1 protein-coding gene is annotated in these 15203 nt (G+C 70.3%); it reads right to left on the reverse strand.

Annotated features, from left to right (window positions below; all coding sequences use genetic code 11):
* Positions 1-139 precede the first annotated feature (139 nt).
* Positions 140-15203: non-ribosomal peptide synthetase (locus tag DA1_RS21685; protein WP_062794160.1), on the reverse strand; the 15064-nt coding region annotated here is incomplete at its 5' end.

Here is a 15203-nt window from a genome sequence, read left to right on the forward strand (position 1 = left end):
ACCGGACGCGGACCTCGGCGCTGGTTGTTGTGCATTCCAAAGACGTTCTGCGCAGAAAAATGGAGACAAGGTGTAACCCCTATTTCACGAAAAAACCGGGATGGGACGGGGGCGTCCTGCCCCCCCTCCCCGGCTCCCGTCAGTCCAGCGCGTACTCCAGCGCCAAGGCATCGAGGATTTCAGCCGTCAGCCCCTCGTTCCTCATGATGGCGTAGTGGTCGGCGCGGATCACCGCGCCCTCTGCCCTTTCGGCCATTTCGGCCCTATCGACCCCCTCCTGGCGCAGCTGCTGCGCGAGCCGCAGCCGGTGCCCGGCCGCGGTTTCATCGCTCCACCAAAGGCTTGCCGCCGCTTGCACGGGCGCCAGGGCCTGCGCCTGCAGCGCCAGGTGCTTCAGGTGCAGGGTGGTCAGAAAGGCCTGGGCCAGGTCGGCGCCGTCCATGCAGGCATGGCCGCTGGGCCCTCCCGGTCCCTGCCTTGCAGCTTCGCGGCCCAGCGCGGCAGCCAGAAGATCGGCGCGGGGCGGCACCGATGCATCGATGTCCGCAAGGTCCTCGATGCGCGCCAAGGGCAGCATCTGCGAGACAAAGAGCCGGAAGTCATCCCACCACGACGAGGACCCGGCCGCATCGCCAGCAGGCACGAACGGGTCCACCAGTCCCAGGAAACCCACCGTCTGTCCCTGGGCTTCGAGCCGGGCCGCGATCAGGGCCGCCAGGCTGCCGCCCAGGGACCAGCCGAGCAGGTGGTAGGGGCCGGCGGGCTGTACCTGCCTCACCATCGCGCAGTAGTCGTCGGCCATCTGCTCCAGCGAGCGGTCGCGGTAGCCGGGATCGCCCAGGCTGCGGCAGGGTATGGCGTGGACGGTGCGCCGGTCCTGCAAGGCCCGCGCCAGCGGCTGGTAGTCAAATACCGTGCCGAACCCGGCATGCACGCAGAACAGCGGTGGTGCGGCTTCACACACGGCGTTGAGCGCCACGACTCCCCCAGCTCCACCGGCGCCGGCTGAGCGAAGCTCCAGCAGGCCGGCAATGGTGGGCCGCTGCAGCAGGTCGCGCAGCTTGAAGTCCAGCTGCGGATCGCCCAGCTTGCGCACCTTGGCGTGCATCCTGAGGCTGAGCAGGGAGTCCCCGCCCAACTCGAAGAAGTTGTCGGTCTCGCCCACGCGTTCCACGCCAAGCACCTCCTGCCAGATGCGGGCCAGCGCCATGGCCGACGCTGTGGACGGTGGCACGTGAACCCGCCCGGCATCTGCCTGCGGCAGCGGCAGCGCACCACGGTCAAGCTTGCCGCTGACCAGTCTTGGCAAGGCGGGCAGGACCAGCGTATGGGCCGGCAGCATGTAGTCGGGCAGGTGCTCGCCTGTCTGCTGGCGGATGCGCTGGACCAGGGTCTGCGCGGCGGTGCCCTCCTCCCCCACCACATAGGCCACCAGCTGCTTGCCTGTACCGGCATCCTGGACCAGCACGGCGGCATCGACCACGCCGGGCACGGCCCGGACGGCCTTCTCGACTTCGCCCAACTCGATGCGAAAGCCCCGGATCTTGACCTGGTGGTCGGCCCGGCCTATGTACTCGATGTTGCCGTCCGGCATCTCGCGCACCAGGTCGCCCGTGCGATACAGGCGGCCTCCACCGCCGTCGAAGGGGTCGGCGACGAAGCGCTCGGCCGTCAGGCCGTGGCGCGACAGATAGCCGCGCGCCAGGCCATAGCCGCCGATGTACAGCTCGCCCACCACGCCGTGCGGCACCCGGTGCAGGTCGGCGTCCAGGATGTACACCGTGCGCTCGCCCACGGGCCGGCCGATGGGGGCGTAGGCGCAGTCGAAGGTCTCGCTGGCCTCGGCCTTCCAGATCAGCGGCGTCACCACCGTCTCGGTGGGGCCATAGCCGTTGATGAGCAGGCGCGGGCGCAGGCTCTGGCGCACCTTGTCGTAGGCGGCCTTGGGCATGGCCTCGCCACCGAAGACATACAACTCCACCGGCGGTGGCTCCTGCGACTGCTCTGCGGCCCAGTCCGCGATCTGCGCCAGATAGGCCGGCGGGAACGCGGCATTGGAGATGCCATGGTGGCGCAGGGCCTCGCAGGCCTGCTCCGCCGTCCACATCTGCGGCTCGCGCAGCACCAGGCCGGCGCCGATGCTCAGCGCCGTCAGCCAGCGCTCATGGGCGCCGTCGAAGGAGAAGGACATGAAATGCAGCTCGCGCGAGTTCGCCCGCATGCCGTAGATCCCGGCCGTGGCCGCGCAGTGCATGGACAGCGGCCCGTGCTCGACCACGACGCCCTTGGGCTGCCCGGTCGAGCCCGAGGTGTAGATCACATAGGCCAGGTCGCGCTCATGCACGGCATGGGCTGGCGCCGCGTTGCAGGCCTGGGTGAAGTCCACCTCCTCGGCCACCACCAGATGGGCCACGGCGGGCGTGCCCAGCTTGTGCAGCGCCGCCTTGTGGGCGATCAGGTGGGAGGCACCGCTGTCTGCCAGCACGAACCTCTGGCGTTCGGCAGGCGACGCCGGATCCAGGGGCAGGTAGGCCGCACCCGCCTTGAGCACGGACAGCAGGCAGATCACCATTTCCAGCGAACGCTCCATGGCGATGCCGACGATGGCGCCGCGCCCCACGCCGGACTGCACCAGGCGGTTGGCGAAATGGTTGCTGCGCGCCTGCAGCTCGCCATGGCTGATGGTTTGCTCGCCCATGACCAGCGCCACCGCACCCGGGTCCCGGCGCGCCTGCAGCGCCATGCCGGCATGCACGGGCAGGAACGGCGGGCGGCAGGCATCCGTGCCCGTGCCCGTGCCCGTGCCTGTGCCCGCCGGCCCATCGCGGCCGGGCTCGGGCAGCAAGGCGATGTCCCGCAGGCAGTGCATGCCCTCGCTCGCCATGGACTCCAGCACCTGCACCAGTTGCCGCAGCAGGGCCTGCACGGTGTCATCGCCGAAGCTGCTCCGCTGGTAGATCATCTTGAGCGACAGCACATCGCCCAGCCGCACCTCCAGGTCCATGGGATAGGAGGTCACGTCGATGGCATGCGTCACCGCAAACCGCAGATGCGGGTCGTCATGCGCGGACAGCACGGCATCCATGGGGTAGTTCTCGAACACCAGGATGCTGTCGAACAGGCCGCGCTGGCCCTTGCCCGCCCAGCGCTGGATGTCCGAAAGCGACGTCTGCTCATGCTCGCGCGAGGCCAGGTTCTGAGCCTGCAGCGTGCGCAGCCAGGGGCCCAGCTCCAGCGCGCCGTCGCAGGCCACGACCACCGGCAAGGTGTTGATGAACAGCCCCTGCATTCTTTCCACGCCGGCCAGCTCGGGCGGGCGGCCTGCCACCGTGGCCCCGAAGGCCACCGTGTCCTGGCCCGTGTACCGCGCCAGCACCAGCGACCATGCGGCCTGCACCAGGGTGTTGGCCGTCACGCGCTCGCGCTGGGCAAACTCCACCAGCTGCTGCGTGGCACCGGCATCCAGCGCGGCGCCGGCCTCGTGGTGCCCCTGCCGGGCTGCAGGCAAGGCACCAGGCCGGACAGCAGGCCGGGCAAGCGCATCCACCAGCAAGGTGGGCTCGTGCAGCGGCTGCACCAGGCGCCTCCAGTAGGCCTCGCTGGCCCCGTGGTCCAGGCCTTGCAGCCATGCGATGTAGTCGCGGTAGCTGGTGTCCACGGGCTCCACGGCAATGCCCTTGTAGTCGCGCAGCACCTCGCCCAGCAGGCTCGATGAACTCCATCCGTCCGTGAGCAGGTGGTGGGCGGTCCAGATGCAGTGGTGGCTGCCATCGGGCACGCGGACCAGGGCCAGCCGCATCAGAGGCGGCTTCCTGAGGTCGAAGGCCGCGAACTGCCCGGCGGCCAGGGCATCCAGGGCCCCCGCCACATCCTCGCTGTGCCGGCAGTCATGCTCGGTGATGTCCAGCAGGACCTGCCGGGCCACCCATTGCAGCGGCAGGGACGCATCGGCCAGGAAGCCGCTGCGCAGCACGGCATGGCGGTCCAGCACCGCCTGCCAGGCCTTTCGGAAGCGCGCGGCATCCAGGCCATGCGCGCCGATGCGCAGCTGGGTGACATAGGACAGCCCCGAGGGATCGGACAGGCTGTGGAACAGCATGCCCGACTGCATGGGAGACAGCGGATAGAGGTCCGCCAGATTGCCCGCAGGCAGGTCCAGGCCGTCCAGTTGCGCCTGCGTGATCCGCGCCAGCGGGAAGTCCGAGGGCGTCACCCCCTGCGCGCCGCTCAGGCAGTGGTCGATCAGGCCTTCCAGCTCCTGCCGGTAGCGCCCCATCCAGGCCTGCACATCGGCGGTGTCGTGGCGGGCCGTGCTGAAGGCGGCCGTCATCACCAGCTCGCCGTCGTAGACGCGGCCATTGATGGTGAACTCGTGCGACAGCGGCGCCGAGGCGTCGGCCGGCATGCCGCTGCCCTCTGCAGCCGGCAACCATTGAGCCGCGCTGTCAAAGCTTGCATCGAACTGCCCCAGGTAGTTGAAGACCAGGCTGGCCTGGGGCAAGGCCCGCATGGCCTGCCTTTGCTGCGCCGTGCCCAGGTACTTGAGCACGCCATGGCCCAGGCCGTGCAGCGGCACCTCGCGCAGGCTTTGCTTGACGCGCTTGAGCGCGTCGCCCGGGCCTGTGCCCGCATCGAGCGCCACCGGGAACACGCTGGTGAACCAGCCCACGGTGCGCGAGACGTCCACGCCGGCCGACAGCTCCTCGCGGCCATGGCCCTCCAGGTCCACGAGGATGCGCTCCTGCCCGCTCCACGCGCACAGGGCGCGCCCCAGGGCGGCCAGCAGGATGTCGTTGATCTGCGTCCTGTAGGCGGCCGGCACGCGGCTGATCAGGGCATCGGTGCGCTCGCGGTCCAGCCGCAGCTCGACGCTGGACTGCCATGCCAGGGTGTTGGCCCCCTCGGGGCGGGCACAGGGCAGGACGGCAGGCACCTGGGCCAGCGCCTGCCAGAAGGCCAGCTCGCCGCCGCATTGCGCGGCATGGGCCTGCAGCGCCTGCGACCAGCGCTGGTAGCTGGCGGTCTTGTGGACCCTGGCGGGCTCCAGGCCCTGCAGCCGGCTGGCATAGGCCGAACGCAGGTCTTCGAGCAGGATGCGCCAGGAGACCCCATCGACGACCAGGTGGTGGGCCACCAGCAGCAGGCGCCAGCTGCCGTCGCCCACCTCGATGCACAGCCCGCGCAGCAGCGGCCCGTGGACGATGTCCAGGCTGCGCTGCGCCTGTTCGCACAAGGCCTCGATCGCGCCGGCATCCCGTGCCTGGCGCACCCACAGCAGTGCCTGCAGATCGGCCTCGGACGGGCTTGCGTAGGCCTGCTCCCAGGCGCCCTGCGCCGTGGGGCGAAAGCGCAGGCGCAGGCTGTCGTGCCGGGCCAGCAGGTCGGCCAGGGCCTGGCGCAGCGGCGCAGGCTGCAGCGGCTGCGTGCTGCGCAGCAGCAGGGCCTGGTTCCAGTGGGATCGCTGCGGCACGTCCGTTTCGAAGAACTCCGCCTGAATGGGCAGCAGGGGAACGCTTCCCTGGACCGGGGTGTCCTGCTCCACGGCCTCGTCCTGCACGGGCTCGGCCACACGCGCCAGCTCGGCAATGCTTTGCCGCTCGAACAGCTGCCGTGGCGACAGCTTCCAGCCGAAGCGGCGCAGGCGCGAGACGATCTGCAGGCTGAGGATGGAATCACCGCCCAGCGCGAAGAAGTTGTCGCTGCGCCCCACCCGCTCCAGGCCCAGCACCTCGGCCCAGACACGGGCCAGCAGCGCCTCCAGTTCGCCCTCGGGCGCCTGGCTGGCGGCTGGCATGCCGAACGCGGGCAGGGCCTGCCGGTCCAGCTTGCCGTTGGCGTTCTGCGGCAACTGGTCCAGCACCATGATGGCGCCCGGCACCATGTAGTCGGGCAGTACCGTGGCCAGGCGCTCGCGCATCTCCTGCTCGTCCAGGGTCCGCCCGCTGCGGGCAGACACATAGGCCAGCAGCCGCGTGCCCGCCGGTCCCTCGCCTGCCACGACCACGGCCTCGCGCACATCGTCCAGCGCCAGCAGTTGCGCCTGAACCTCGCCCAGCTCGATGCGCAGGCCGCGGATCTTGACCTGGTGGTCCACCCGCCCCAGGTACTCCAGCTGGCCCTGCGCATTCCAGCGCACCAGGTCGCCCGTGCGATAGAGTCTTGCGCCATCGCGGCCGAAGGGGTCGGCGACAAAGCGCTCTGCGCTGAGCCCCGCCCGGTTCAGGTAGCCACGCGACAGCAGGGGGCCGCCTATGCACAGCTCGCCGGCCACGCCCAGGGGCACGGGGCGCATCCGGTCGTCCACCACCCACATGTGCCGGCCCGCCAGGGGCCGCCCTATGGGAAGGTCCTGTGGCGGCAGCGCCTGCGGCGCCGCGCCGGCGCCTTCCACCAGGCCCGTGCAGTCGAAGAGGGAGGCCGTGACGGTGGCCTCGGTCGGGCCGTAGGCATTGAGCAGCCTCACATGGCCCAGCCCGGCATCGCGCCAGGCCTGCAGGCCGGCGCCCGGCATGGCCTCGCCGCCCACATGCACCTGCCTGAGCCGCCCATACCCGCGCAGGCCCTGGCGCGCGAAATCCTGGACCAGCAGCAGCCAGTAGGCGGTGGTCAGATCGGCCACGCTGATCTGCCTGGCCATGAGTTCCCTGTGGAAGGTGGCACTGTCCCAGAGTTCGGGCCCGCGCAGCACCATGGCCGCGCCGGCCACCAGCGGTGCGAACAGCTGCTCGATACAGCCATCGAAATTCAGCGTGGCGAACTGCAGCACGCGGTCCTGCGGCGACAGCGCGGCAAAGCCGACAGCCAGCTGCGCCTGTTCGGCCAGGCAGCGGTGGGAAATGCCCACGCCCTTGGGCCGGCCGGTGGAGCCCGAGGTGTAGATCACATAGGCCAGGCATTCGCCATGCACGGCGGCGCCGGGGTTGTGGTCGGGCCCCGGCATCGCGCCGATGGCATCGAGGTCCAGCGCCTTCACGCGACCGGCCACCTCCAGCCCCAGGCGAGACTGCGTGAGCAGGCAGGCCATGCCGCTGTCCTCGACCATGTGGGCCAGGCGCTCGGCCGGATAGCCGGGGTCCAGGGGCACATAGGCCGCGCCCGACTTGAGCACAGCCAGCACGGCAACCACCATCTCCACCGAGCGTTCCACCGCAATGCCCACGCGCACCTCCGCGCCCACACCCTCGGCGATCAGGCGGTGCGCAAGGCGGTTGGCACGCCGGTTGAGCTGCGCATAGCTGATGCATTCGTCGCCAAAGACCAGGGCCGTGGCCTGGGGCCGCTCGTCCACCTGGTGCTCGAACAGCCTGTGCACCAGGGGCTGGGCGTCGCGGCTCTGCGGGTTGCATCCAGACTGCACCGATTGCGCCCATTGCGTCAGCTGCGCCCATTCATCCCGGTCCAGCAGCTCGATATCGCAGGCCGGCAGCGCGGGCGTTTCGGCCAGGGCCACAACAATGCCTTCCACTGCGGCCAGCATGTAGGCGCACAGGCGCTGCGCGCCCACGGTCTTGCTGGCCTGCCCGACCAGGCGGAAGCCCTGGCCCAGGTCATCGATGGACATGTCCACCGGGTAGTTGGTGCGCTCCTCCCCGCCCAGGGCCGTCATGCCCTCCCACGCGCCCGAGGCTGCGTCCGCTGCCTCCGTCTCCTGCGGCGCTGCGGTGTAGCGGTAGTTGAGCAGGGCCGAGAACAGCGGCGTTCCCCCCGCCAGAGCGCTGCAGCGCTGCGCCAGCGACAGCGTGGCGTGCTCGTGGTGCATCAGCCCCGTCAGCCCCGCATGCGTCTCTTGCAGGCAGTCCTGCACGCTGCGCCCGCCCAGCCGTATGCGCAGCGGCAGCGTGTTGATGAACATGCCCAGCGCGCTGTACGCGCCCTCCCCGCCCTGCATGCGGCCAAAGAGCACGGTGCCGAACACCACGTCATCCTTGCCCGTGGTCCTGCCCAGCACCAGCGCCCAGGCCAGGTGGAACAGGCTGGCCGCACTCACCCCATGGCGCTGCGCCTGCCGCCGCAGCTCGCGCGACAGCGGTGCATCCAGCCCAAGCCTGGCCTCCTCCACCGCACTGCCGTCTCCCTGCACATCCAGCAGGCCAAACGGCGCCGTGGGTTCATTCACATCGCCGAGCATGGCGCGGAAGAAGTCCTCATGCTCGCTGGTGCTCACGCCCAGCCGGGCCTGGGCCACGAAGCGCCTGAACGGCAAAGGCCTCGGCAGCTCCGCCTCGCGGCCCTGTGTCATCAGCGCAATCTCCTCGACGATGCGCTCCAGCGTCGTGTGGTCCAGCACCAGGTGATGGGTCAGCAGCTGCAGCAGCCAGCGCCCGTTGGGCGCATCCTGCGCCGCCACGGCGCGGATCATGGGCGCGCGGCGCACATCGATGCGCTGCACGCGCGGGTCCAGCCGCTGCTGCAGCGCGGCGGCTACATCATCTTCGCCCTCGCTTTCACCAGGCTCCAGCCAGTCGACCAGCACCTGTGCCTGCCGCCAGACCACCTGCACGGGCTCGGCCAGCCCTTCCCACAGCACGGCCGTGCGCAGGATGTCGTGGCGTGCGATGACCTGGTTGAGCCGCTGCACAAAGCCCAGCAGCCGCTCGCGCGTGTCGAAGCCCAGCAGCGTGGGCGTGGCATAGGCATCGCCCTGCTGGTGCAGGGTGTGGTGGAACAGAATGCCTTCCTGCAGCGGCGCCAGCGGATAGATGTCCTGGATGTTGGCCGCGCCACCGGGCACGGTGTCCTCGACCCGTGCAATCTCCTGCGCGTCCAGTGCCACCAGCGTCAGCATGGCGGGCGTGATGGCCGTGCAGCCTTCGGGGATGCCGTTGGGCGGCACCTGCACCTGGGCGGCGACGCCCGCCTGCATCAGCTGCGCCGCAAAATCCGCCAGTTGCGGATGCTGGAACAGGCTGCGCACGGAGGCCGACAGGCCATGCGCGCGCATGCGCTCCAGCATGCCCATGGCCAGCAGCGAGTGTCCGCCCAGCTCGAAGAAGTTGTCGCGCCGCCCCACGCGGTCCTGCCCCAGAAGCTCGGCCCATATCGCCGACAGCTGCTGCTCGACCCCGTTGTGCGGCGGCTCGTATCCACGCTGTGCCCATTCGGGCTGCGGCAGGGCCTTGCGGTCCACCTTGCCGTTGGCATTGAGCGCAAGCGCAGGCAGCACGACGATGGCCGAAGGCTGCATATAGTCCGGCAGCCGCCCGGCCAAAGCCTGGCGCAAGGTTTCGGCCAGCCCCGCATCGGCGTCCGGACCGGCCACATAGGCGACAAGGCGTGCGCCCGCCGCGCCCGACGTGGCTTGCGCCGCGACCACCACGGCCTCGCGCACGCCGGGCTGGGCCAGCAGATGGGCCTCGATCTCGCCCAGCTCGATGCGCAGGCCGCGGATCTTCACCTGGTGGTCCAGGCGGCCCAGGTACTCGATCTGGCCCTCGCCGTTCCAGCGCACCAGGTCGCCCGTGCGGTACAGCAGGCCGCCCTGCGTGTCCAGCGGGTCGGCCACAAAGCGCTCGGCCGTCAGTGCGGGGCGGTTCAGATAGCCGCGCGCCAGACCCATGCCGCCCAGGTACAGCTCGCCGGCCACGCCCTGTGGCGCCGGCCGCATGGCGCAGTCCAGCACATAGGTGCGGATGCCGCTGATGGGCTGGCCGATGGGAACCTGGCGCCGCCCGTCGTCGCGGCAGCGCCAATGGGTGACGTCGATGGCCGCCTCGGTCGGGCCATAGAGGTTGTAGAGACCGGCCCCGGGCAGGAGCCTGAAGACGGCGTTCTGCGCCTCGGCCGGCAGGGCCTCGCCGCTGCACAGGATGCGCCGAAGGCCCGTGCATGCCGCAACGCCCGTGTGCGCCACAAAGGCCTGCAGCATGGAAGGCACGAAGTGCACGGTGGTGACGCCATGGCCCGTGATCAGCGCCACCAGCCTTGCGGGGTCACGGTGATCGCCAGGCGCGGCCATCACCAGCCGGGCGCCGACCATCAGGGGCCAGAAGAACTCCCAGACCGACACATCGAAGCTGAACGGTGTCTTTTGCAGCACGGCGTCCGAGGCATCGAGCGCATAGGCCTGCTGCATCCAGGCCAGCCGGTTGTGCAGGGCCGCATGCCGGTTGGCCGCGCCCTTGGGGCGGCCCGTGGAGCCCGAGGTGAAAATCACATAGGCCAGATGCTCCCCATGCACGGCAACCACGGGGTTGCGCTGCGATTCACCGGCCAGATCGATGCGGTCGATGTCCAGCCACTGCAGATCCTCGCCTGCGGGCAGGCGCTCGCGCAGCGCGCTGTGGGTGAGCAGGCGCCGCACGGCGCCGTCTTCGATCATCTGCGCCAGCCGTTCGGGCGGGTGATCGGGGTCCAGGGGCACATAGGCGCCACCGGCCTTCATGATGGCCAGCAGGCCCACCACCATCTCGATGGACCGCTCCATGGCGATGCCCACCCGGGTCTCCGGCCTCACGCCCAGGGCCATCAGCCGGTGGGCCAGCTGGTTGGCGCGGCGGTTGAGCTGGTCGTAGCTCAGCACCTGATCGCCAAAGACCAGCGCCACGGCATCCGGCCGTGCCTGGGCCTGGCGCTCCATCAGTTGGTGCACGGGCTGCATCCCTGGTTCGGTTCGGGCGCCCAGGCTCCAGGCCTGCAGCTGCGTCCATTCCTTGCCGTCCAGCATGTCCAGCGCCGCAGCCTCCAGGCCGGGCTCGCTTTCCAGCGCGTGGACCAGGGAGGCCACGGCCGCCGCCATGTATCCACACAGCCGTTCAGCCCCCAAAGCAGCATCGGCCTGGGCCACGATGCCAAAGCCTTCGCCCAGGTCGTCGATGGACACGGTCACGGGGTAGTTGGTGCGCTCCTGTCCGCCCAGGGCCGTCATGCCCTCCCACGCGCCCGCTGCGGCCCCCTCCTGCGGCGCCACGCTGTAGCGGTAGTTGAGCAGGGCCGAGAACAGCGGCGTCCCCCCCGCCAGAGCGCTGCAGCGCTGCGCCAGCGACAGCGTGGCGTGCTCGTGGTGCATCAGCCCCGTCAGCCCCGCATGCGTCTCATGCAGGCAGTCCTGCACGCTGCGCCCGCCCAGCCGTATGCGCAGCGGCAGCGTGTTGATGAACATGCCCAGCGCGCTGTGCGCGCCCTCCCCGCCCTGCATGCGGCCAAAGAGCACGGTGCCGAACACCACGTCATCCTTGCCCGTGGTCCTGCCCAGCACCAGCGCCCAGGCCAGGTGGAACAGGCTGGCTGCACTCACCCCATGGCGCTGCGCCTGCCGGCGCACACTGCGCGCCAGGGGCTCGTCCAAGGCCAGCCTGGCCTCTTGCACCGCACTGCCGTCCCCCTGTACATCCAGCAGGCCAAACGGCGCCGTGGGCTCGTCCACATCGCCGAGCATGGCGCGGAAGAAGTCCTCATGCTCGCTGGTGCTCACGCCCAGGCGGGCCTGGGCCACGAAGCGCCTGAACGGCAGGGGCCTGGGCAGCTCCGCCTCGCGGCCCTGGGCCATCAGCGCAATCTCCTCGACGATGCGCTCCAGCGTCGTGTGGTCCAGCACCAGGTGATGCGTCAGCAGCTGCAGCAGCCAGCGCCCGTTGGGCGCATCCTGCGCCGCCACGACGCGGATCATGGGTGCACGGCGCACATCGATGCGCTGCACGCGCGGGTCCAGCACGGACTGCAGACGGCTGACCACATCCGTACCCTCCCCTTCGCTCTCCCCTTCACTCTCCTTTTCGCTCTCCTCCAGCCAGTCGAGCAGCACCTGTGCCTGCCGCCAGACCACCTGCACGGGCTCGGCCAGCCCTTCCCACAGCACGGCCGTGCGCAGGATGTCGTGGCGTGCGATGACCTGGTTGAGCCGCTGCACAAAGCCCAGCAGCCGCTCGCGCGTGTCGAAGCCCAGCAGCGTGGGCGTGGCGTAGGCGTCGCCCTGCTGGTGCAGGGTGTGGTGGAACAGAATGCCTTCCTGCAGCGGCGCCAGCGGATAGATGTCCTGGATGTTGGCCGCGCCACCGGGCACGGCGTCCTGCACCCGCGCAATCTGCTGCGCGTCCAGCGCCGCCAGCGTCAGCATGGCGGGCGTGATGGCCGTGCAGCCTTCGGGGATGCCATTGGGCGGCACCTGCACCTCATGCCGGGGCAGGCCCTGCTCGCGGCGCAGCGCCAGCGCCAGATCCGCCAGCCGGGGGTGCTGGAACAGCGTGCGCACCTGCGTCACCCAGCCCTGGGCGCGCATGCGCTCCAGCAGCTTCAGGGCCAGCAGCGAGTGCCCGCCCAGCTCAAAGAAATGGTCCTGGCGCCCCACGCGCTCCACGCCCAGCACCTCGCTCCAGAGTGCGGCCAGACGCTGCTCGCCGTCGCCCACGGGCGCCTCGTAGTGCAGGCTGGCCAGCAGTTCTGGCTCGGGCAAGGCGGCCCTGTCCACCTTGCCGTTGGCATTCAGGGGAAGGCGGTCCAGCACCATGATGGCGGCCGGCACCATGTAGTCCGGCAGTTCAAGGGCCAGGCGCTCGCGCAGTTCGGCCGCCGTGACCTGCAGCCCTTCATGCGCCGAGACATAGGCCGCCAGGTGCATTCCGGCAGGGCCCTTGCGGGCCACGACCACGGACTCCCGCACCTGGGGCTGGGCCAGCAGCCGGGCCTCGATCTCGCCCAGCTCGATGCGAAAGCCCCGGATCTTCACCAGGTGGTCCAGGCGCCCCAGGTACTCCAGCTGGCCTTCATCGTTCCAGCGCACCAGGTCGCCCGTGCGGTACAGGCGGCCGCCGCCCTGGTCGAACGGGTCGGCGACGAAGCGCTCGGCGCTCAGGCCGGGCCGGCCCAGGTAACCCTGCGCCAGCGCCTGCCCGCCCAGATAGAGTTCGCCGGCCACGCCTGCGGGAACCAGTCCCAGATCCTGGCCCAGCACCAGGGCCTTGGTCGCACTGACGGGGCGGCCGATGGGGACCGGGCTGCGGCCGTCGTCGCGGCAGGTCCAGTGCGTCACGTGGATGGCGGCCTCGGTCGGGCCGTAGAGGTTTTGCAGGCTGACGCCGTGCAGGCGGCGCAGGGCCTCGCGCTGTGTCTCGGCCGGCATGGCCTCGCCGCCGCAGATCACATAGCGCAGGCGGGTCTCCTCCTCGATGCCTTCATGGGCCAGAAACGCCTGCAGCATGGCCGGCACGAAGTTCAGCGTGGTGATCTGGTGGCGGCGGATCAGCGCGACGATGCGCTCGGGATCGCGGTGGTCGCCGGGCCGGGCCACCACCAGGCGCACGCCCGCCGTCAGCGGCCAGAAGATTTCCCAGGCCGAGACATCGAAGCCGAAGGCCGCCTTGTGCAGCACCGCGTCGGCCCGCGTGAGCCGGTAGTGGTCCTGCATCCAGGCCATGCAATTGGACAGCGCGGCATGCCGGTTGGCCGCCCCCTTGGGCCGGCCGGTGGAGCCCGAGGTGTAGATCACATAGGCCAGATGGTCGCCATGGACCGCCACGCCGGGATTGTGGTCAGGCCCTGCGTCCAGGTCCAGATCGTCGAGCTCGACCACGTTCAGCGCCTGCGCGAACGGCAGGCGCTCGCGTGCCTTGCGCTCGGTCAGCAGCAGGGCAATGCCGCTGTCCTGGGCAATGTAGGCCAGGCGGTCCACCGGGTACTCCATGTCCAGCGGCACGTAGGCGCCGCCGGCCTTGAGCACCGCCAGCAGTCCCGCCACCATGTCCACCGAGCGCTCCAGCGCAACGCCCACGCGCACGTCCGGCCCCACGCCCAGGGCCATCAGCCGGTGGGCCAGCCGGTTGGCACGGGCGTTAAGCTGGGCCGAGGTCAGCGCCTCGTCGCCATGGACCAGGCAGACGGCATCGGGCTGCTCCCGCACGCGGGCCTCGAATTCCCGGTGCACGGGCAGGGCCTCAGGATGGGCCTTGCCATTGAGGCTCCACTGCAGCAGCCTGTCCCGTTCATGCGCGGGCAGCACCGCAATCGCGGTCACGGGCTGGCCGGGGTCGCGCGCCAGGGCATCGGCCAGGCCGTCCAGCGCCTCGTGCATGTAGCCGCACATGCTGTGGGCATTCACCGCATCGATCACATGCGCAATCAACGTGAAGCCCTCGCCCGTGTCGTTGACCGACAGGCCGAACGGGAAGTTGGTGCGCTCGTGGCTTTGCAGTATCTGCACGCCGGTCCAGGCATCGCCAGCGTCCGCGTCCTGCAGCGCCGTGTGCCGGTAGTTGAGCAGGGCCGTGAACAGCGGCGCCCCGCCGGCCAGGCAGCTGCAGGACTGGGCCATCGACAGGCTGGCATGCTCGTGGTGCAGCAGGTCCGTCAGCGCGGCCTGGGTCTGGCGCAGGGCCTGGGCCACGCCACAACCGGCCAGGCGAACGCGCAGCGGCAGCGTATTGATGAACATGCCCAGCGCGCGGGCCGCACCCTGCTGCGCCTGCATGCGGCCAAACAGCACGGTGCCGAACACCACGTCGTCCCTGCCGCTGGTCCTGGCCAGCACCAGGGCCCAGGCCAGGTGGAACAGCGCTGCGGCGCTGACGCCGTGGCGTCGGGACTGCTGCCGCAACCGGGCGGCAAGGCCGCCGTCAAGCACCTGCCGGACCTCGTTCGTGCGCGCTCCGTCGCCCTGGACATCCAGCAGCCCGAATGGCGCCGTGGGCTCCTGCACATCGCCCAGCATGGCGCGAAAGAACGCCTCATGCCCGGCCGTGCCCTCGCCCGAGCGCGCCTGGGCCACAAACCGGCGGAACGGCAGCGGCCGAGGCAGCGCGCTGGAGCGGCCCTGCTGGATCAGCGCGATCTCGCCGATCACCTGCTTGAGCGTGGTGTTGTCGTCCACCATGTGGTGGGCCAGGATCTGCAGCAGCCAGCGCTGGCCCGGCGCGTCGTGCGCTGCCACCAGGTGGATCAGCGGCGCCTTGCGCAGGTCGATGCGGTAGCCCTGTGCGCAGGCGGCCAGCCGGGCCAGCGCGTCCTGCGATGATGCCGCCGTGCCGCCCTCCTCCAGCCAGGACAGCGGCAGGCGGGCCTGCCGGCAGACGACCTGCACGGGCGTCGCCAGGCCCTCCCAGAACACGGCCGTGCGCAGGATGTCATGCCGCGCGACCACCTGGTCAAAGCTCTCGGCAAACCGCTGCAACCGCTCGCGCGAGTCGAAGCACAGCGTGTGCGAGGTGACATAGGCATCGCCCTCGGACTGCAGCAGGTGGTGGAACAAAATCCCCTCCTGCAGCGGCGCCAGCGGA

Source organism: Delftia acidovorans NBRC 14950 (assembly GCF_001598795.1).
GTDB lineage: Bacteria > Pseudomonadota > Gammaproteobacteria > Burkholderiales > Burkholderiaceae_C > Comamonas > Comamonas acidovorans.